Consider the following 18262-nt stretch of genomic DNA (forward strand, 5'->3'; position numbering starts at 1 on the left):
CGGGATGATGATGCCCGGCCGCGTTGCCATGTGTTGCCGAATGTGCAGCTGACACCTCAGCCCACCCCGCCCGGCTCGGCCTTCGCCATCTGCGACGCCTGAGCCCCCGAGCACCCACCTGCGTGCTCGTCACCGGCCCTCAAGGTCATTCTCGCAACGCATCCGAGCCCGTCGGCTCACCCTCCCAAGGACTTCATCATCATGTCGAACATCGCTACCCTCGAGCGTCCCTCCGCCTCCGCAGCCTCCTCCCGCCTCCGTCCCGTCGTTGACGCGCCGGCCGCCGATCTGCCTGCCACCCGCTCGCCCCGCGGCTTCGCCCTCTACGTCGGTCTCGACGAGATCAAGGCCGCAGAGGCCGGCGTCAGCCTGCCGCTGCTCGTCGACGCCCTGCGGCGCACCCTCGCCGAGCTCGCCCCCGGCGCCGAGACCCACGCCACCGTCGCCCTCGCCCCGCACGGTGCGGGCGGCCGTGACCTCGATGTCGTCCGCCTCGCCCTGCAGGAGCCCGGCGCGATCGCCCGCACCAAGGCCGCCGAGGACGAGGAGACCGAAGAGGAAGAGGGCGTCGTCGTCGACATCTCGCGCAAGCGCGTCCTCATCGACGGCGACTCCGCCGCCTTCACCTACAAGGAGTTCGAGCTGCTCCAGTACCTCGTGCTCCGCGAGGGCCGCACGATCGAGCGGACCGAACTCGTGGGCGCGCTGTGGCAGTCGCCAGAGGACGAGACGCCTGGAGAGCGCACGATCGACGTGCACGTTCGCCGCCTGCGTGCCAAGCTCGGCCGCTACGAGGACATCGTGCGCACCGTGCGCGGCGTCGGCTACCGCTTCGACCGTCACGCGGACGTCGTGATCCGCTACGGCCACGGCACCCCCTCGCCCGACCGCTTCTGACCCGCAACCGTCCGGCTGCGATGTCAGCCGCGCGGCGTAGGGTGTTCGCATGACCATGACAGCGGATGCCGCGGCGAGCCGCGCGCACTCGGACGCACCGCTGTCCACCGTGTACCGGCCAGGCCATCCGCTCGATCTCCTGCGCACCGTGCGCGTGCTGATGCGCGGGCCGAAGGACCCGACCATGCTGGTGGAGGGGACGACGCTGTGGCGCGCCAGTCGCACCCCGGAGGGCGTCGCGACACTCGCCCTGCGCTCGGTCGCCGGCGAGGTGCACGCGACGGCATGGGGCCCGGGCGCCGGCTGGGCCCTCGCACAGCTGCCTGCCCTGTGCGGGGCCGACGACGACGCGACCGGTTTCGACGTCGCAGCGATGCCGATGCTGGCCGAGATCGCACGGCGGACCGTCGGCACTCGGCTGACGCGCACCGATCTCGTGTTCGACGCCCTCGCGAGCTCGGTCATCGAGCAGAAGGTCACGTCGTTCCAGGCCTTCGGCGCATGGCGCGCCCTCGTCACGCGCTTCGGCGCACGGGCACCGGGACCGACGCCGCGGCCCATGTTCGCGCCGCCGAGCATCGACGGCTGGCGCGCCATCCCGTCCTGGGCGTGGCATCAGGCCGGCCTCGAGCCGCCGCAGTCCCGCACGATCGTCGCCGCCGCCGCACGAGGACAGCGGATCGCCGACGCCGTCCTGGCCTCTCCGACGGGCGCCGATCGCGACCGCGTGCTCACGAGCCTTCCCGGCATCGGCGCGTGGACGGCGTCCGAGACGCGCATCAGGGCGCTCGGCGACCCTGATGCGGTGAGCGTCGGGGACTACCACCTCGCGCATCAGGTCGGCTACGCGCTCACCGGCGCGCGCGTCGACGACGACGGGATGCTGGAGCTGCTCGCGCCCTGGGCGGGCCACCGGCAGCGCGTCATCCGCCTGATCCTCGCCGGCGGGCCCCGCGAAGCGCGCCGCGGCCCTCGGCTCGCACCGCAGGATCATCGGCGCCACTGACGCTAGGCTGACGCCATGGCAGCGACGAAGAAGCAGCGATGGACCTGGCTCGGCGGCACGACCGTGCTGCTCGCGCTGGGCGTGGTGGTCGGCCTGATCCTGCAGAACGTCTGGCTCGGCGTCCTGCTGGCGGCGATCGTGTCGATCGGCTGGCTCATGCTCGTCGAGTCCCGCAAAGGCGACAACAACACCGGCGTCAACGACGAGACGCACGGCATCGAGGTCTGACGCGTCAGAACGTCAGCGCGACCGGCCGTCCGTCGATCATTCTGACGTCGACCTCGTGGTCGTAGATCTCACGCAGCACGTCGGCGCGGACGATGTCTTCCGGCGCCGCGTCGGCGATCACTCTGCCCCCGCGCATCGCGACGATCCGATCGGCGTGGTGGCCGGCGACGTTGATGTCGTGCAGGACGACGATCACCTTCTTGCCGAGCTCATCGGCCATACGGCGGATGAGCTGCATGATCTCTGCGGCGTGACGCAGGTCGAGGTTGTTGAGCGGCTCGTCCAGCAGCACGTACCGGGTGTCCTGAGCGAGCACCATCGCGATGAACGCGCGCTGCCGTTGCCCGCCGGACAGCTCGTCCAGGAAGCGATCGCGATACGGCGCGAGATCGAGGTAGTCGATCGCACGATCGATGTGCGCTCGGTCGTCGATCGTGAAGCGGCCCTTCGAGTGCGGGAAGCGCCCGAACTCAACCAGGTCGTGCACGGTCAGGCGGGCGGCGATGTGATTGTCCTGCCGGAGCACGGCGAGCACCTTCGCCAGGTCACTCGATGACGCCGTCGTGACGTCCACCCCGTCGACGGTGACCCGGCCGTCGTCGGCCGCGATGAGCCGTCCGATGAGACCGAACAGGGTCGACTTCCCCGCCCCGTTCGGCCCGATCAGCGCGGTCACCCCCTCGGCGCCGAACTCGAGCGAGACGTCGTCGAGCACGACCGTCTTCCCGTAGCGCTTGGTGACGTTCTCGAGCGCGATCATCGCGCCCCCTTTCTGAGGACGAGGAAGAGGAAGAAGAGTCCGCCGGCGAACTCGATGATCATCGAGATGCTCCCGCCGAATCCGAAGACCTGCTCGAGGACGACCTGTCCGCCCAGCAGGCACAGCATCCCGATGAGCGCGGCCGTCGGCAGGGTCCAGGCGTGGCGGAACGTGCCGGCCCAGGAGTATGCGAGGTTCGCGACGATGAGTCCGAAGAACAGGATGGGTCCGACCAGCGCGGTGGATGCCGCGATCATGACCGAGATGAGGGTGAACAGCAGCATCACCAGGCGGCGATGGTCGATGCCCAGCCCGATCGCCGCGGGTTCTCCGAGCGTCAGCACGTCCAGCTTCCGCACCAGCGGGACGATCGCGACGCAGGATGCCGCGACGAGCACGCCGGTGAACAGCAGGAGCATCGGATCGGGGCGCGTCAGCGACGCGAACATGGCGTCGCTGAGCACCTGGAAGTCCAGCGGGTCCAGCATCCGCTGCATCCACTCGGAGAAGCTGCGGAAGAACGTGCCCAGCACGATTCCGACCAGCAGCATCAGGTGCAGGGAGCGCCGCCTGCCGCCGAACATCCAGGTGAAGAGGAAGACGCTGAAGGCCACCATCACGACGACCTGGACCACCCACAGCAGCAGTTCGTTCGCGCGCAGGAACGACGCCGATCCGAAGAAGAACACGATGGTCGTCGCGATCAGGACGTAGAACGCGTCGAAGCCCATGATCGACGGCGTCAGGATGCGATTCTGCGTGATCGTGTGGAACACGACCGTGGAGACCCCGACCGCGACAGCGACGACGAGCATCGCCAGGACGGTCAGCGACCGGATGCGCACCGCGAAGGCGAGCGAACCGGGGACGTCCGTGAAGAGATAGACGGCGATGAGGGCGAGCACGACCGCGCCCAGGACACTCAGTCGCAGCGCCGGGCGACTGCGGAGCCTCCGAGCCTGTGCCTTCAGGAGAGTTTCAGTGGGCACGGCTCCCCTTCCGCAGCAGCAGCCAGAGGAACAGCACGGCGCCCACCATGCCGACGATCACCGACAGCGGGATCTCGTAGGGGAAGCGCACGACGCGCGCGAGCATGTCGCAGCCGAGGACGAAGACGGCACCGAGACCCGCGACCCACGGGATCGACCGACGCACGTTGTCACCGATGATGAGGCTGACGATGTTCGGGACGACGAGACCGAGGAACGGGATCATGCCTGCCGTCACGAGCACGGCCGCCGTGATCATGGCGACGATGACCATCCCGATCGCGACGACGCGACGGTAGTTCAGGCCCAGGTTCGTGGCGAACTCCTCCCCGAGCCCGATCACGCTGAACCGGTCGGCGGCGATCCAGGCGACCACGACCATGGCGGCGGCGATCCAGAGGAACTCGTAGCGTCCCTGCATGACGGTCGCGAAGCTGCCCTGCGACCATTGGCCGAGCGACTGCAGCAGGTCGAGCCGATACGCGAAGAACGTCGTCACGGATGCGACGACCCCACCGAGCATGATGCCGACGAGCGGGACCAGCACGAGCTGCCGCACCGGGATCGCACGGACGATCCGCAGGAACACCCAGGTTCCGGCGAGGCCGAAGACCGCGGCGACGCCCATCTTGCCGACCACCGCGAGGCCGGGCCAGAACACGGTCGTGATCAGCATCCCCAGGGTGGCGAACTCGCTGACGCCGGTGGTCGACGGCTCGACGAAGCGGTTGCGCACCAGCATCTGCATGATCAACCCTGCGATGCCGAGCGAGGCGCCGACGAGGATCACGGCGATCGTGCGCGGGATCCGGCTGACGAGCAGGAGGAAAGCGGCGGAGCTGTCCGGTCCATCGGTGAACAACGCGACCGGCGACACGTCGGACCCGCCGATGAACAGGCTCGCGACGGCGAGCAGGACGAAGAGGGCGCCGATGAGCACCCCCACCCGGCGACGCGATGGGCGTGCCGGAGCGGGGGCGCTGGTCGACGTGGTTGCGGTGGCGGTCACGCGTGGGTGGAGGTCGTCACTCCGCGATCTGCATCACGTCGTCGATGAGCAGCTGCGTCGTCTCGATTCCGCCGTACACGATGTACCAGGCCACCGGGTCGAGGTAGACGATCGTGTCGTCCTTCGCCGCCGTGGTCTGCTTCACGATGTCGTTGTCGAGCACCTGTGCAGCGGCACCGGCCTCCGCCTCGCCCGTGGCTGCATCGCGGTCGACGATCCAGAGCGTGTCGGGGTCGTGCTCGAGCAGGAACTCGAACGAGATCGGCTCGCCGTGCGTGGCCGACGCCACGTCCTCGACGACCGGCTCGACGCCGAAGACGTCGTAGATGAGGCCGCCGCGCACGTTCGAGCTGCCTGCCTCGGATCCGGACGGCGCCATGGCGCTGAGCTCGCCGCCCGACACGATCACGGCCAGGCCGTTGCCCGCGGCCGCGGTGGCCTCCTTGGCCTCGTCGATCCCGGTTTCGAGCTCGGTCAGCGCTTCGGCTGCCTCGTCCTCGGCGCCGAGCACCTCGCCCAGGAAGGTCACGTTGCGCTCGAGGGTCTCGAGGTAGCTGCCGGTGATGCCGAGGTCGATCGTCGGCGCGATCTGGCTGAGGTCCTCGTACAGGCCGGACGACCGGCCGCCGATGATGATCAGATCCGGCTGCTGCGCCTCGATCTCGATGAGGTCGGCCTCGAAGAGCGTTCCGGCGTTGAAGGCGTCGTCGGCGAGGCTGTCCTGCAGGTACTCGGGGACGGACTCCAGCGGTGCGCCGGCGATCTCGCCGCCGAGTGCGCCGACCGTGTCGACCGTCGCCATCTCGAACGCGACGATCTTCTTCGGGTCCTTCGGAACCTCGACGGTCTCGGTCTCGTAGACCGGCTCCTCGTCCTCACCAGCCGTGTTGCGCTCCCACGAGTACGTGACCGTGCTCGACTCGGACGGCTCCTCCTCGGCGGCCGGTGCGGACTCCGCACCGGCACAGCCGGCGAGCGCGAGCGCTGAGATGAGGACGAAGGATGCTACGGCGAGCGGCCGGCGCGAGGACATGGTTCTCCCTGAGACGATGAACGAAGGAACTGGCAGGTAAGGTAAGCCTCACCTACAGAGGTAGGCTAGCCTAACTTCATGACCTCGTCGAAATCGCCCTTCAGTCTCGAGCGCCGCATGAACGAGTTGCGCTTCCGCACCGTCTCGCTCACGGCCAGGGAGCAGCTGGCCCCGAACTACGTGCGCGTCCGCCTGGAGGGCGAGGATCTGACCGGCTTCGACTCCCCCGGCGCGGACGACCATATGCGCCTCTTCTTCCCCGCTGAGATCCCGGACACCGTCGAGGAGCTGCGTTCAGCGCCGAGCCGCGAGTACACGCCGCTGTTCTGGGGCGACGGCTGGCTCGAGGTCGAGTTCGCCGTGCACGGGAGCGAGGGCGTGGCCGCTCCGTGGGCCGCCACCGCACCGCTCGGCGCCCGCATCGGCGTCGGCGGACCTCGGGGCTCCGCCGTGCTGACCGGAGCCCCGGGCAGCTGGATGCTCGTGGGAGACGAGACCGCGATCCCCGCGATCCGACGCTTCGCTGCGCAGATCAGCGACGAGGCTCCCGCGCGCATGGTGATCGAGGTCCGCGGCGTGGAGGACGAGATTTCGATCGATGCACCGGTGGCCGTCGAGTGGCTGCACCGCGGTGATGCCCCCGCAGGGTCGGCGCTCATCGCCTTCCTCGATGCACTGGGCCCGGAGGACGTCGTGGGCGAGCACCCGTTCGTCTTCATCGCCGCGGAGCAGGCGATCGTCAAGCCCGGTCGTGCGCTGCTCGAGCGGTGGGGCGTCGACACGGCGCACGCCGTGGTCAAGGGGTATTGGAAGCGCGGCGAAGCCGAGTACCACGCGCCGCACTGACCGGGTGATGTCCGCGACGCCTGGGACACTGGGTGGCATGGCGAAACTCGACCACCTCGGCATCACCGTCGACAGCGTCCCTCGCGCGTCGGCGCAGTTCCACCCCGTGCTGGCAGCGCTCGGCTACACGCGCGGCCACGATGCGGACGATCTCGCCTACTGGCGCCAGCAGGGTGAACCGGAGGTGCTGCTGTATCCGGCGCGCACGGATGGCACCGGTCCGCACGAGCACGGACGGGTCGGATGGCAGCATCTGGCGTTCGCCGTCGACTCCCGCGAGGAGGTCGAGCGCCTGCACGCCGTCGCTCTCGACGCCGGCTGGACGGCGGTGCGCGAGCCGAAGGAGTACCCGCGCTTCTCCGAGCGCTACTACGCGTCGTTCGTCGAGGACGACAACGGCATCCGGCTCGAATTCATGCACAACCCGGCGGGCTGGGACTGACAGGATGGGCGCATGAGGATAGCCGTGGCCGGGGGTACAGGAGTCGTCGGACGTCTCACGGTGGATGCCGTGCGGCGGTCGGGGCACGAGGCCGTGGTGCTGAGCCGCGCCGCGGGCGTCGACCTCGTCACCGCTCGCGGACTCGACGCCGCACTCGACGGGGCGCACGCGGTGATCGACACCGCGAACATCTCCACGCTGAAGGCCGCCGAGTCGATCGAGTTCTTCACCGCGGCGACGGGGAACCTCCTCAGCGCTGCGGCGGACGCCGGCGTCGGCCACGTCGTCGTGCTGTCGATCGTCGCTGTGGACCGGATGCCCGTCGACTACTACGCCGGGAAGGTCGCGCAGGAGAAGATCGTCGAGGCATCGGCCGTGCCGTGGACGATCCAGCGCGCGACGCAGTTCCACGAGTTCGCCGGGCAGATCTACGAGCGCGCGAAGGTCGGTCCGCTCCACCTGGCCCCGCGAGCGCGCACGCAGCCGGTGGCGGCACGGGACGTCGCGGAGCGGCTGGTCGCGCTGGCGGCCGGTGCCGCGCAGGGACGCGCCCGCGACCTCGCCGGCCCCCGCGAGGAGGCCCTGGACGACATGATCATCGCGTTCGCCCGTTCACGCGGGCACCGAGGGTGGATCCCGCGCGTGAGTCTGCCCACCGCGCAGATGAAGGGCATGCGCGCCGGACTCGCGCTCCCCGGCGCGGACGCGGATCTCACCACGCAGACGTTCGCCGAGTGGATTGCGCAGCGCTGACACGATGGCACGCGTCGACGAGTCGGACCGGCACATCGCGATGCCGCAGCACCCGACGGGTGCGGGGGTGCTCGTCCTCGCCGGGTCGAGCGGTCGGATCGAGACCGACCGCGCCGACCTGTTCGCCCGCCACGGCATCCGCGCGCACGCGATCCGCTGGTTCGGTGGCCGAGGGCAGCGTCCTGTTCCGCACGAGGTGCCGCTCGAGCTGTTCGTCGACGAGATCGCTCTGCTGCGCGACTCCTGCGATCGGGTCGCGGTCCTCGGCACCTCGTTCGGCGCTGAGGCCGCGCTGCTGACGGCTTGCCGCACCACGCTGGATGCCGTGATCGCGGTCGCTCCGACGAGCGTGGTGTGGCCGGGCATGCTCGACGGCTCGTGGTCATCGCACTGGACCGAGGACGGCGTGCCGCTGCCCTGGGTGCCGTTCGTCGCGGACTGGTCGGCCACGAACGACCCGCCCGAGTTCCGCGGACTGTATGCGCAGAGCCTGGATCGCCATGGCACCGAGGCCGCCCGCATCCCCGTCGAGCGGATCGCCGGAGATGTGCTCCTCGTCGTCGGCGAGGACGACCGGGTATGGCCGAGCGGCCGCTTCGCGGACGAGATCGTCGCGCGCCGTGCCGCCGCCGGGCTCGCGACGGACGTGCGGCGGCATCCGCTGGCGGGACATCGCGTCCCCTTCCCCGGCGAGCCCGTCGCGCAGGGCGGGCGCCGCATGGCACGCGGCGGCTCGCCGGCCGCGGATGCCGAGCTGGGTGCTCTGGCCTTGGGTGCCGTCCTCGCGCGGGTTCTCGGGACGACACGCCCGGGCTGATACACTCGCCGACATGGCTTCGATCATTTCCGGCGCGACGTTCGACGCGCGCTACTTCACCTTCCGCGACCGCCGCGCCTGACGGCGCGCTGACGGTCGCACACCCACGCCTCCGCGCGTCGTTCCCGGATGTCCTGCACCCGGAAGCGCGTTCGCCGTGCCTTCGCACGCCCGCTCACGGGTGCTCCCTCCCTGCGATCGGAGCGCACCATGCGACCTCATTCCCACACCGGCGGCCGACACGAGCTCGGCCAGAACTTCCTCACCCACCGGCCGACGCTGCGTCGGCTCACCGACCTCGTCGCCGAAACAGACGGGCCCATCCTCGAACTCGGCGCCGGCGACGGCGCGCTCACCGAACACCTCGCGCGTCTCGGCCGTGACCTGCGTGCCATCGACATCGATGCGCGCCGGGTCGCCCGGCTCAGGACCCGCGTACCCACGGCATCCGTCCAGGTGTCCGATGCCCTGCACGAACCGCTGAACCGCCCTGTGGTGGTCGGGAACATCCCGTTCCACCTGACGACTCCCATCCTGCGCCGCCTGCTCGACCACGACGGGTGGCGGCATGCGGTGCTCCTGACCCAGTGGGAGGTCGCGCGCAAGCGCGCCGGGGTCGGCGGGGCGACCATGATGACCGCTCAGGCGGCGCCGTGGTTCTCCTTCCGGCAGCACGAAAGAGTACCCGCCGCGCACTTCCGCCCCATGCCCGCGGTGGACGGCGGCATCCTCACGGTGTCGCGGCGCGAGCGTGCTCTCCTCGCGACGCAGGAGCGGCGACCGTACGAGTCGTTCATCTCCGCGGTCTTCCGCAGCCGTGGGCACGGCATACTGCAGGTGCTGCGGAACACCGGCCATCCGCCCTCACGCGCGCACGGCGCCCTCAGCGACGCCGGCGTCGCGCACCGGGCGCTCCCCCGCGATCTGCGGCCGGAGCAGTGGGCGACCTTGTGGAAGCGGCTGAACGCGCACGACAGTCGCCGCGCGGGACAATAGAGAGGTGAGTCTGTTCGCGTTCGGTCCTTCGCGCGGCCCTCGCTGGCCGATCGGTCTGCAGGCCGCGATCGGGCTCGCGACGCCGATCGCCGTCATGACCCTCCTGGGGCAGCCCGCTCTCGGGTTCGTGGCAGCGTCCGGCGCATTCACCGTGCTGTTCTCCAGCTCATCGGCCGTCGTCGAGCGCGCCGAGGTGCTGCCGTTCGTGGCCGGCGGGCTGGTCGTCAGCGCTGCCCTGGGGGTATGGGCAGCGCCGAACAGCTGGCTCGTGCTACTCGGCGTCGTGCTCGTCTCAGTCGGAAGCGCGGCGCTGTCGTTCGGCTTCCGGCTGGGGCCACCGGGCCCCCTGTTCTTCGTACTCGCCTTCGGGCTGTCGGCGCACGTCATCGCCAGTGCACCGGTCACGGGCCCGGTGTACCTGGCGGCGTTCGCGGCCGGATGCGCCTTCTCGTATCTGGTCGCCCTCTCGCCGTTGCTGGTGCCGAGGACCCGGACGGTCGCGGCGCGCCCTCTGCGCGAGATCCTGCCCGGCCCCGGCCTGGACGCGGATGCCCGGATGCTCCTGCTGCGCGTCGTGATCGTGTCCGTGATCGGCGTGCTGCTGGCGCTCATCGTCGATCCGGCGCGCAGCTATTGGATCGTGGGGGCGGCGGTGGCCGTGATCGGCGTCGCGGCCGACCGCACGGCTGCGCTGCAGCGCGGCCTGCACCGGATGCTGGGCACGCTCGTCGGCGCCGGCCTGTACGCCCTGCTGGCGCTGCTGCATCCCGCGGGCCTCTGGCTCGCGCTGCTGCTGGGCATCCTGCAGTTCCTCATCGAGCTCGTCGTGGTGCGTCATTACGCGTTGGCGCTGGTGTTCATCACGCCGCTGGTACTGCTGCTCACGGGTGCCGCGACCGGTGAGATCGGCGACATGTCGATCGCGTGGGAGCGGATCATCGACACCGTCGTGGGCGCGGCGCTGGGCGCGGCGTCCGGATTCCTGCATCCGCGCCGGCGCTGACGGGGAACAGCCGAGGGCTTCGGGCGGTTCGATCCAACATGGAGATCACCCTCGTCACGTCCGCGTTCTGCGGAGCCTGCGCCCGCACCAGGGCCGTGATCGCCGACGCCGTGCGCTTCCTTCCGGACGCGACCGTGACCGAGATCGATGTCGCCAGGGATCCGGATGCCGCAGAGGCTCTCGACATCAGGTTCACACCGACGGTGATCGTGCGCAACGCGGCCGGGGAGCAGACCTTCCGCGCCGAGGGCGTGCCGACCGTCCCGCAGATGCTCACGGCCGCGGTCACGGCGCTGCCCGCCTGATCAGCGCACCAATCGCAGGGTCTCCGGCGAGGCCTCCGCGAGGCCGGCGGCGGTGGCGATGATGAGCTCGCGCATGGCCTCCGCCGCCCTGGTCGGATTCACGTCCGACCGGTGCGCGATGCTGATCGTCCGGGTGAGCCGCGGCTCTATCAGCCGCACCGCGCGCAGGGTCGGCCGATCCACGAGGACCGTCGCCGGCACCACGGCGACGCCGAGTCCTCGCTCGACGAAGCGCAGCACGGCATCCATCTCCGCCCCCTCGATCACGACCGTCGGGGCCAGACCGGCCGAGCGGAAGGCGGCATCCGTCGCGGCGCGCAGGTCGTAGCTCTGCGCGAACGCGACCAGCGGCAGCGTCGCCAGCAGCGCGATGTCGATCGCGGACTCGGAGATCGGCGGAGCAGTCGCAGCGGACACCACGACGAGCTCCTCGGTGAGCAGCGGTGTACGAACAAGCGCCGTCTCCCCGGCCGGCAGTCCCTCGGACAGCGTGATGAGCGCCATGTCGAGTTCACCGGCGGTCAGGCGTTCGATCAGCAGCCGCGAACCCGCTTCGGTGAGCTGCAGTCCGATCCCGGGGTGCGCAGGGTGGAACGCCGTCATGGCCTCCGCGACGAGGCTGACGCAGAGGGTCGGCGTGGCCCCCAGACGCACCCGCCCACGCTGCAGCCCGGCGATCTCTCCCATCTCGACACGGATCGCATCGGCATCCGCCAGCATGCGGCGAGCGCGCGGCAGCAACGTTTCGCCCGCGGAGGTCAGCGTGATGTTGCCCCTGGCCCGGTGGAAGAGCTCGCTGCCGACCTCCTGCTCGAGGGTGGCGATCTGCCGGCTCAGCGACGGCTGGGCGACACGGAGGGTCTCGGCGGCGCGCGTGAAGTGACCGATGTCGGCGACGGCGACGAAGCCGCGCAACTGCTCGAGGTTCATGCATTCAGGCTATCGTGATCATCGGAACAATTCATTGGAGTTATCGTTCGGATGTTCCTAGCGTGGAACTCATGAGCACTCGCGAACGCCAGATCTCCACCACCGTCCTCGTCATCGGCACCGGCGGCTCCGGCCTCCGCGCCGCGATCGAGGTCGCCGAGCAAGGCGTCGACGTCCTTGCGGTCGGCAAGCGGCATCGCACCGACGCGCACACCTCGCTCGCCGCGGGCGGCATCAACGCGGCTCTGGGGACGATGGATGCCGAGGACAGCTGGCAGCAGCACGCCGCCGACACGATCACCGAGAGCTACCTGCTCGCCAACCCGCACACGGTCGAGGTCGTCACGCGCGGCGCCGAACGCGGTATCCGGGACCTGGAGCGCTGGGGCATGGACTTCGCCAGGGAGGACGATGGCCGCATCTCGCAGCGGTTCTTCGGGGCGCACACCTTCCGGCGCACCGCTTTCGCCGGTGATTACACGGGGCTCGAGATCCAGCGCACGCTCGTCCGGAGGGCGGAGCAGCTGGACGTCCCGATCCTCGACGGCGTCTACATCACCCGCATCCTCGTGAAGGACAACGTGGTCTTCGGCGCCTACGGCTTCGACCAGGCCGACGGCACCCGCTACCTGATCCATGCGGATGCCGTCATCCTGGCCGCCGGTGGGCACAACCGCATCTGGCGCCGCACGTCGTCGCGCCGCGACGAGAACACCGGCGACTCGTTCCGCCTCGCCGTGGATGCGGGGGCGCGGCTGCGCGACCCCGAACTCGTGCAGTTCCACCCGTCCGGGATCATCGAACCGGAGAACGCGGCCGGAACGCTCATCTCGGAGGCGGCCCGCGGGGAGGGCGGGATCCTCCGCAACGCCCTCGGCGAGCGCTTCATGGCGACGTACGATCCCGATCGCATGGAGCTGTCGACGCGCGACCGCGTGGCGCTGGCCGCCTACACCGAGATCCAGGAAGGGCGCGGCACCTCGAACGGCGGCGTGTGGCTGGACGTCTCGCACCTGCCGCGCGAGACGATCATGACCCGGCTCCCCCGGGTCTACCAGACGATGCTCGAACTGCAGATGCTCGACATCACGACGGATCCGATCGAGATCGCGCCGACCGCGCACTACTCGATGGGCGGTGTCTGGGTGCGGCCGGAGGATCACGGCACCGACGTGGACGGACTGTACGCGATCGGCGAGGCATCCAGCGGCCTGCACGGCGCGAACCGTCTCGGCGGCAACTCGCTGATCGAGCTGCTCGTGTACGGCCGGCTGGTCGGTCAGGCCGCGATCACCCACGCCTCCGGCCTCGATGCGCAGCGCCGGTCGGCGGATGCCGTGGCGCACGCGCGAGCGGAGATCGACGATCTGCTCGCCGCCGACGGACGCGAGAACGTGCGGGCCCTGCAGCGCGCGATCCGTAACACGATGACCGAGCACGCGGGTGTGGTGCGGTCCGAGGAGGGGCTTCGGGCCGGGCTCGCCGAGCTCGACATGATCGAGGGACGCATGGCGGACGTCGGCATCCACCCGGACATCGCCGGCTTCCAGGATCTCGCGCATGCCTTCGACCTGAAGGCGTCGGCGCTGGCCGCCCGAGCGACGTTGGAGGCCGCCCGCGAGCGTCGGGAGACCCGCGGTTGCCACAACCGCAGCGACTTCCCCGACATGGACCCGACGCTCCAGGTGAATCTCGTCTGGTCTCCGACGACGGGGGTGACCCGCGAGGAGATCCCCGCGGTGCCCGCTGAGATCGCCGCCCTCATGCGCGACGTCGATACGGAGGGCAAGCTCGTGGAGTGAGGCGCTTGACAGCGACCCGTGACCGGAGTTCTATATTTCTGATCTGTTTCTAGAATTTAGGACTCGTATGTCATCGGTTCTTCCTGCACTCGCCCTCGTGACGATCGGGCAGGCCCCACGGCACGACCTGGCAGCGGCCGTGATCGACGGCCTGCCCGCGGGCATCGAGATCTCGCAGCGCGGCGTACTCGACGGGCTGAGCGCTGATGAGGTCACGGCCCGATACGGCTCCCGCCCCGGCGGCGAACTGCTCGTGACCAAGCTGGCCGACGGCACGGTCGTGACGTTGGACGCGGCGGCCGTGGATCGCGGCCTGCAGGACGCCGTCACCGCGGCCGAGGTGTCCGGCGCCGGCACGATCGTCGTGCTGTGCACCGGCGGGTTCCCCGACCTGCACACCGAGAACGCCTGGCTCGTCGAACCGGATGCCGTCGTCACCGCAACATCGGCCGGACTGCTCGGCGGTCGTCCCGTCGGCATCCTGGTCCCGATGCCGGATCAGATCGATGCAGCGTCCCGCAAGTGGCACGCACTCGAAGAGCCGAGTTTCGCCGCCGCCTCTCCCTACGGGTCGGATGCCGCCGTGATCGCGGCGGCGCGGCGATTGGTGGACGACGGCGCCGATGCGCTGATCCTCGACTGCATGGGGTACGCGCCCCACCACCGGGATGCGATCCGCGCTGCGGGCATCACCGCGCCGGTGCTGGTGTCGGGAAGCGTCCTGGGCGCAGCGCTCGGCGCAGCGCTCTGACGGGCGCCGGCATCAGTCGGACTCGAACTCCAGCCAGTACGGATCGCCGATCCGCTCCCCCACGCGCTGCGCCGCCCGGCGCACGGTGAAGCCGAGCTGCTCGGCCTGAGCGCGGTCGAAGTCGCGGGACGGGAAGGCGACGCCGATCCCGTACGGGCGGAAGTCGCCGGGGTCGACGACCGACGACGACACCCCGGCGACGTTCGGCACGATCTCGCCCGATGACAGCGCCCATCCCTGCGCACGCACCACAGCGAGGGACTCGAGCAGCTGGGCGTCGTCGCGGGGCGCCGAACCGACCGCCTCGTCGAACCGGCCGTCGATGAGGGCGGTGACGGCCTCGTCCTCCAGTCGGGCCAGCAGCGCCCGCCCCATCGATGTCGAATACGCCGGCGCACGCGTCCCTTCCGGCGTGTATGCCTGGAGCGGGTTGCTCGGACTGGTTCGCATCTGGATGACGAGGGTGTTCGCCCCGTCGAGGACGTTGAGGTATCCGGTGCATCCGGTCTCGTGCACGAGGTCGGCGAGCGCGTCACCGAGCAGGGACACCACGGACCCGGCGGGGCGATTGCGGTACGCCGCAGCCGCCACGAGCTCGCCGGGGCCGTACGCCAACGTGACAGGATCGCGCTGCAGGAATCCGAACTCCGCCATGAGCCCGAGCGTCCGCGACACGGAGCTCTTCGGCTGCCCGAGCTCGGCCGCGACCTCGGTCACGGTGAGGCTCCGCCGACGGCGCGCCAGCAGTCGCAGCACGTCGCGCGCATTGGCCAGAGTGCTCATACCCCGCCTTTCATCCCACCGATCCTAGATGACCGGACCTCGGTGCCCTCGCGCTCGAACCTTGACAAACGTCCGGTCGAGCGCAATGATTCCACTTACTGGTACTTGGTTCGAGATTATAGAACACCCTCTCTCGAACCATCAGCCCACCCGATCCCCGGCCCCAGGAGCAGTCATGAGCGAACACGTCGACGCACCGATGCGCCAGCAGGTGTCCTCCCCGCGTCATCCGCGAGCGCTGGCCCCGGCGAACCTCATCCTCACCATCCTCCTCAGCGTCCTCGGTGCGCTCGTCGGCGTGCAGGTGCTGGCGACGCTCGGCATCACCCCCAGCACGTCGCTGATCGGCGCGCTCGTGGCGATGGCGCTCGCGCGCATCCCGCTCACGATGCTGCGCGGATTCCGGTCCGTGCACGCGCAGAACCTCGCGCAGACCAGCATCAGCTCCGCGACGTTCGGTGCCGCGAACAGCCTGTTCCTCCCGATCGGCATCCCGTTCCTGTTCGGGCTGCCGGAGATGATCGGGCCGATGCTCATCGGTGTCGCCTGCGCGATGCTGCTGGACGCCTGGCTGCTGTACAAGATGTTCGACACGTCGATCTTCCCCGCGAAGCTGCCGTGGCCGCTCGGCATCGCAGCAGCCGAGGCCATCAAGGCCGGCGACAAGGGCGGACGCCAGGCCTGGTATCTGCTCGGCGGTGTGGGCGTCGGCGTCGCCGGTGCGATCTTCTCCCTGCCGATGTCGGCGCTCGGCGTCGCGCTGATCGGCGGGCTCGCCGCGATGATCGCGTTCGGCATCGGGCTGCTGACCGGCGGCTTCGCGATGCCACTGTTCGGCCTGAACCTCAGTGCGATGTACCTGCCGCAGGGCATGATGATCGGCGCGGGCATCGTCGCCCTCGTCCAGGTCGCCTGGATCATCGTCAAGGCCAGGCGCAGGAGCGCCGCGGTCGCCGCCGCACCCAGCGCTAATCTCACCGAGACCGCCGCGATCGCGATCGCGGACCGCCGCCTGGGCCGCGCGTTCGGGCTCGGCAGCATCGGATACGTCGTCATCGCGGCAGGGCTCGCACTCGGGACAGGGCTCTTCACGCAGATGGAAGTGCCCGCGCTGATCGGGTTCGTGGCGTTCGCCGCCGCCGCCGCCTTCGTGCACGAACTCATCGTCGGCATCGCCGCCGGTCACTCCGGCTGGTTCCCCGCGTTCGCGGTCGCGCTCATCACCCTGCTCGCGGGCATCATGATCGGCTTCCCGCCTGAAGCGCTCGTGGTGCTGGCCGGTTTCACGGCTGCCACCGGACCGGCCTTCGCCGACATGGGGTACGACTTCAAGGCCGGCTGGATCCTGCGCGGCGAGGGCACGGATCCGGCGTTCGAGCTCGAGGGTCGCCGTCAACAGCTCATCGCCGGCATGATCGGCTTCGGAGTCGCCATCGTCGTCGTGGCGGTCGCGTACCCGATCTTCTTCGCGAACGGGCTGACGGCCCCGATCAACGCCGCGTACGTCGCTGCCATCAACGCCGGCATCGACGGCGACACCGCGATCAATCTGCTGCTCTGGGCGATCCCCGGTGCGATCCTGCAGCTGCTGGGCGGTGCCAAGCGTCAGATCGGCGTGCTGCTGGCCACCGGGCTGCTGATCTCGAGCCCGCTCGCGGGCATCCTCGTCGCGGTCGGCGTGACGCTGCGGGTGCTGCTCAAGCGCTTCGCCCCGGCATCCGTCAACGACGCGATCGAGGTGTCGGCGGGCGGCATCATCGCAGGAGACGCGCTCTATTCCTTCTTCTCGGGCGCCTTCAAGGCGATCCGGTTCTGATCACGACACGCATACGGGAGACATGATGAAGACGCGTTTGACGGCGGACGATCTGGAAGCGGCGGTCCTCGGCGGAGCGATCCTGGGCGGAGGAGGAGGCGGGTTCGTCGAACGCGGTCGCGTGACCGCTCAGCTCGCCCTGCAGGCGGGCTCCCCCGAGCTCTGGTCCGTCGACGAGTTCGACGAGGACGACCTGGTCGCGACCGTCGCTCTGGTCGGAGCTCCCGCCGCGCCGAATCCGCTCGTGCAGCCGGTGCACTCGCTGCGGGCGCTCGAGCTGCTGCGCCAGGGCCTCGACGGGCGCCGCCTGGCCGCGATCCACACCAACGAGAACGGCGCCGAGACGACGATCAACGGCTGGCTGCACGCTGCGATGACAGGGCTCCCCGTCATCGATCTGGCCTGCAACGGCCGGGCGCACCCCACCAGCGTGATGGGCGCGATGGGCCTGCATCTCGTTCCCGGCTATCGGTCGGTGCAGGGATGGGCCGGCGGGCACCCAGAGACGTACGTCGAGGGGTCGGCCACCGGCGGACTCGACGCGACGAGCGGGGTGGTGCGCCGGGCATCCGTCGAAGCAGGCGGCTGGGTCTCCGTGGCGCGCAACCCCGTCGAGATCGGCTACGCCGCCGAGCACGGAGCCCCCGGTGCGATCAGCTTCGCGATCGATCTCGGTCGTCGCTTCCTCGACGGCGGGATCGAGGCCGTCGCCGAGGCGCTGGGCGGCACCATCGTCGCCAGCGGCGCGGTGGCCGTGTTCGACTGCGAGCAGCGCGAGGGCCTCGATGTCGGACGCGTCGTGCTCGACGACGCGAACGCGACCGAGCTGCGCTTCGTCAACGAGTACATGACGGCGGATCTCGACGGTCAGCGCCTCGGGACGTTCCCCGATCTGATCTCGACGTTCGACGAGACCGGTGCTCCGCTGCCGTCCGCGAAGGTGACGGTGGGTCAGCGGGTGAGCGTGCTGGTCGCCCCGGCATCGCGCCTTCCGCTGGCAGCGACCATGTGGATGCCGGAGCTGTATGCCCCGCTCGAGGATCTGCTCGGGTTCGGGTTCGCGCCGCAGCCGGAGGTCGCCGGCATCCTCGCGTAG

20 protein-coding genes are annotated in these 18262 nt (G+C 70.0%); 14 read left to right on the plus strand and 6 right to left on the minus strand.

Features of this window, described 5'->3' with window-relative positions; genetic code table 11:
* Positions 1–201 precede the first annotated feature (201 nt).
* The 3 genes from OED01_RS12785 to OED01_RS12795 are packed head-to-tail and all read left to right on the plus strand — an operon-like array spanning position 202 to position 2131.
* Positions 202–897 (plus strand): winged helix-turn-helix domain-containing protein, encoded by a 696-nt coding sequence (locus tag OED01_RS12785; RefSeq protein ID WP_264155662.1) that lies wholly within the window; start codon positions 202–204, stop codon positions 895–897.
* 49 nt (positions 898–946) lie between these two features.
* A complete protein-coding gene (locus tag OED01_RS12790; protein WP_264155663.1) occupies positions 947–1903 on the plus strand; it encodes a DNA-3-methyladenine glycosylase family protein in 957 nt (318 codons plus the stop codon).
* Between the two features lie 15 nt (positions 1904–1918).
* Positions 1919–2131 carry a hypothetical protein gene (locus tag OED01_RS12795; RefSeq protein WP_264155664.1) on the plus strand — a complete coding sequence of 71 codons (213 nt, stop codon included), beginning with the start codon at positions 1919–1921 and terminating at the stop codon, positions 2129–2131.
* Positions 2132–2135: 4 nt separating this feature from the next.
* Here OED01_RS12795 and OED01_RS12800 read toward each other — a convergent pair whose 3' ends face one another.
* From OED01_RS12800 to OED01_RS12815, 4 genes are read right to left on the minus strand one after another with little or no spacing between them, the layout of a single operon-like run.
* Positions 2136–2891 (minus strand): iron ABC transporter ATP-binding protein, encoded by a 756-nt coding sequence (locus OED01_RS12800; protein WP_264155665.1) that lies wholly within the window; start codon positions 2889–2891, stop codon positions 2136–2138.
* On the minus strand, positions 2888–3880 hold the full coding sequence (locus tag OED01_RS12805; protein WP_264155666.1) for an iron chelate uptake ABC transporter family permease subunit: 993 nt from the start codon (positions 3878–3880) through the stop codon (positions 2888–2890). The genes OED01_RS12800 and OED01_RS12805 overlap by 4 nt, the downstream gene beginning before the upstream one ends.
* A complete protein-coding gene (locus OED01_RS12810) occupies positions 3870–4889 on the minus strand; it encodes an ABC transporter permease (protein ID WP_264155667.1) in 1020 nt (339 codons plus the stop codon). The genes OED01_RS12805 and OED01_RS12810 overlap by 11 nt, the downstream gene beginning before the upstream one ends.
* A 16-nt stretch (positions 4890–4905) precedes the next feature.
* Entirely contained in the window at positions 4906–5922 is a 1017-nt protein-coding gene (locus OED01_RS12815; RefSeq protein ID WP_264155668.1) for a siderophore ABC transporter substrate-binding protein, read from the minus strand.
* A gap of 78 nt (positions 5923–6000) precedes the next feature.
* Between OED01_RS12815 and OED01_RS12820 the strand changes: the two genes are divergently transcribed.
* The 7 genes from OED01_RS12820 (at position 6001) to OED01_RS12850 (ending at position 11084) form a co-directional block, all read left to right on the plus strand.
* Positions 6001–6768: a siderophore-interacting protein gene (locus OED01_RS12820; protein ID WP_264155669.1), complete on the plus strand. Its 768-nt coding sequence runs from the start codon at positions 6001–6003 to the stop codon at positions 6766–6768.
* Positions 6769–6805: 37 nt separating this feature from the next.
* Complete coding sequence (locus OED01_RS12825; RefSeq protein WP_264155670.1) at positions 6806–7210, plus strand: VOC family protein; 405 nt, start codon at positions 6806–6808, stop codon at positions 7208–7210.
* Positions 7211–7222: 12 nt separating this feature from the next.
* Entirely contained in the window at positions 7223–7963 is a 741-nt protein-coding gene (locus tag OED01_RS12830; protein WP_264155671.1) for an SDR family oxidoreductase, read from the plus strand.
* Positions 7964–7967: 4 nt separating this feature from the next.
* A complete protein-coding gene (locus tag OED01_RS12835; protein ID WP_264155672.1) occupies positions 7968–8780 on the plus strand; it encodes an acyl-CoA thioester hydrolase/BAAT C-terminal domain-containing protein in 813 nt (270 codons plus the stop codon).
* 210 nt (positions 8781–8990) lie between these two features.
* Positions 8991–9776 (plus strand): 23S ribosomal RNA methyltransferase Erm, encoded by a 786-nt coding sequence (gene erm / locus OED01_RS12840; protein WP_264155673.1) that lies wholly within the window; start codon positions 8991–8993, stop codon positions 9774–9776.
* A gap of 4 nt (positions 9777–9780) precedes the next feature.
* Positions 9781–10779 (plus strand): FUSC family protein, encoded by a 999-nt coding sequence (locus OED01_RS12845; protein ID WP_264155674.1) that lies wholly within the window; start codon positions 9781–9783, stop codon positions 10777–10779.
* 38 nt (positions 10780–10817) lie between these two features.
* Positions 10818–11084 carry a glutaredoxin family protein gene (locus tag OED01_RS12850; protein WP_264155675.1) on the plus strand — a complete coding sequence of 89 codons (267 nt, stop codon included), beginning with the start codon at positions 10818–10820 and terminating at the stop codon, positions 11082–11084.
* Here OED01_RS12850 and OED01_RS12855 read toward each other — a convergent pair whose 3' ends face one another.
* Positions 11085–12014, minus strand: coding sequence for a LysR family transcriptional regulator (locus OED01_RS12855; RefSeq protein ID WP_264155676.1), 930 nt, complete (start codon positions 12012–12014; stop codon positions 11085–11087).
* A gap of 71 nt (positions 12015–12085) precedes the next feature.
* On the opposite strand from OED01_RS12855, the gene OED01_RS12860 reads away from it, so the two are divergent.
* Together OED01_RS12860 and OED01_RS12865 are read left to right on the plus strand one after the other, a co-directional pair.
* Entirely contained in the window at positions 12086–13816 is a 1731-nt protein-coding gene (locus OED01_RS12860; RefSeq protein WP_264155677.1) for an L-aspartate oxidase, read from the plus strand.
* 67 nt (positions 13817–13883) lie between these two features.
* The gene (locus OED01_RS12865) at positions 13884–14567 is read left to right on the plus strand and encodes an AroM family protein (RefSeq protein ID WP_264155678.1); all 684 of its coding nucleotides are present in this window, start codon (positions 13884–13886) and stop codon (positions 14565–14567) included.
* Positions 14568–14579: 12 nt separating this feature from the next.
* On the opposite strand, the gene OED01_RS12870 is transcribed toward OED01_RS12865, so the two are convergent.
* Positions 14580–15350 carry an IclR family transcriptional regulator gene (locus OED01_RS12870; protein ID WP_264155679.1) on the minus strand — a complete coding sequence of 257 codons (771 nt, stop codon included), beginning with the start codon at positions 15348–15350 and terminating at the stop codon, positions 14580–14582.
* A 175-nt stretch (positions 15351–15525) separates the two neighbouring features.
* Here OED01_RS12870 and OED01_RS12875 point away from each other — a divergent pair, with 175 nt between their 5' ends.
* Together OED01_RS12875 and OED01_RS12880 are read left to right on the plus strand one after the other, a co-directional pair.
* Positions 15526–17166, plus strand: a complete 1641-nt coding sequence (locus OED01_RS12875) for an OPT/YSL family transporter (RefSeq protein ID WP_264155680.1) — start codon at positions 15526–15528, stop codon at positions 17164–17166.
* Between the two features lie 22 nt (positions 17167–17188).
* Complete coding sequence (locus OED01_RS12880) at positions 17189–18262, plus strand: S-methyl thiohydantoin desulfurase domain-containing protein (protein ID WP_264155681.1); 1074 nt, start codon at positions 17189–17191, stop codon at positions 18260–18262.

It is taken from the genome of Microbacterium sp. M28, from assembly GCF_025836995.1.
Lineage (GTDB): Bacteria > Actinomycetota > Actinomycetes > Actinomycetales > Microbacteriaceae > Microbacterium.

What these genes read in the sequence shown, in the direction of transcription:
- OED01_RS12880 (WP_264155681.1), top strand. Translation starts at nt 17,189, where the DNA reads ATGATGAAGACGCGTTTGACGGCGGACGATCTGGAAGCGGCGGTCCTC.
- OED01_RS12800 (WP_264155665.1), bottom strand. Translation starts at nt 2,891, where the DNA reads ATGATCGCGCTCGAGAACGTCACCAAGCGCTACGGGAAGACGGTCGTG.
- OED01_RS12865 (WP_264155678.1), top strand. Translation starts at nt 13,884, where the DNA reads ATGTCATCGGTTCTTCCTGCACTCGCCCTCGTGACGATCGGGCAGGCC.
- OED01_RS12830 (WP_264155671.1), top strand. Translation starts at nt 7,223, where the DNA reads ATGAGGATAGCCGTGGCCGGGGGTACAGGAGTCGTCGGACGTCTCACG.
- OED01_RS12860 (WP_264155677.1), top strand. Translation starts at nt 12,086, where the DNA reads ATGAGCACTCGCGAACGCCAGATCTCCACCACCGTCCTCGTCATCGGC.
- OED01_RS12855 (WP_264155676.1), bottom strand. Translation starts at nt 12,014, where the DNA reads ATGAACCTCGAGCAGTTGCGCGGCTTCGTCGCCGTCGCCGACATCGGT.
- OED01_RS12815 (WP_264155668.1), bottom strand. Translation starts at nt 5,922, where the DNA reads ATGTCCTCGCGCCGGCCGCTCGCCGTAGCATCCTTCGTCCTCATCTCA.
- OED01_RS12795 (WP_264155664.1), top strand. Translation starts at nt 1,919, where the DNA reads ATGGCAGCGACGAAGAAGCAGCGATGGACCTGGCTCGGCGGCACGACC.
- OED01_RS12825 (WP_264155670.1), top strand. Translation starts at nt 6,806, where the DNA reads ATGGCGAAACTCGACCACCTCGGCATCACCGTCGACAGCGTCCCTCGC.
- OED01_RS12875 (WP_264155680.1), top strand. Translation starts at nt 15,526, where the DNA reads ATGAGCGAACACGTCGACGCACCGATGCGCCAGCAGGTGTCCTCCCCG.
- OED01_RS12820 (WP_264155669.1), top strand. Translation starts at nt 6,001, where the DNA reads ATGACCTCGTCGAAATCGCCCTTCAGTCTCGAGCGCCGCATGAACGAG.
- OED01_RS12870 (WP_264155679.1), bottom strand. Translation starts at nt 15,350, where the DNA reads ATGAGCACTCTGGCCAATGCGCGCGACGTGCTGCGACTGCTGGCGCGC.
- OED01_RS12835 (WP_264155672.1), top strand. Translation starts at nt 7,968, where the DNA reads ATGGCACGCGTCGACGAGTCGGACCGGCACATCGCGATGCCGCAGCAC.
- erm (WP_264155673.1), top strand. Translation starts at nt 8,991, where the DNA reads ATGCGACCTCATTCCCACACCGGCGGCCGACACGAGCTCGGCCAGAAC.
- OED01_RS12790 (WP_264155663.1), top strand. Translation starts at nt 947, where the DNA reads ATGACCATGACAGCGGATGCCGCGGCGAGCCGCGCGCACTCGGACGCA.
- OED01_RS12850 (WP_264155675.1), top strand. Translation starts at nt 10,818, where the DNA reads ATGGAGATCACCCTCGTCACGTCCGCGTTCTGCGGAGCCTGCGCCCGC.
- OED01_RS12785 (WP_264155662.1), top strand. Translation starts at nt 202, where the DNA reads ATGTCGAACATCGCTACCCTCGAGCGTCCCTCCGCCTCCGCAGCCTCC.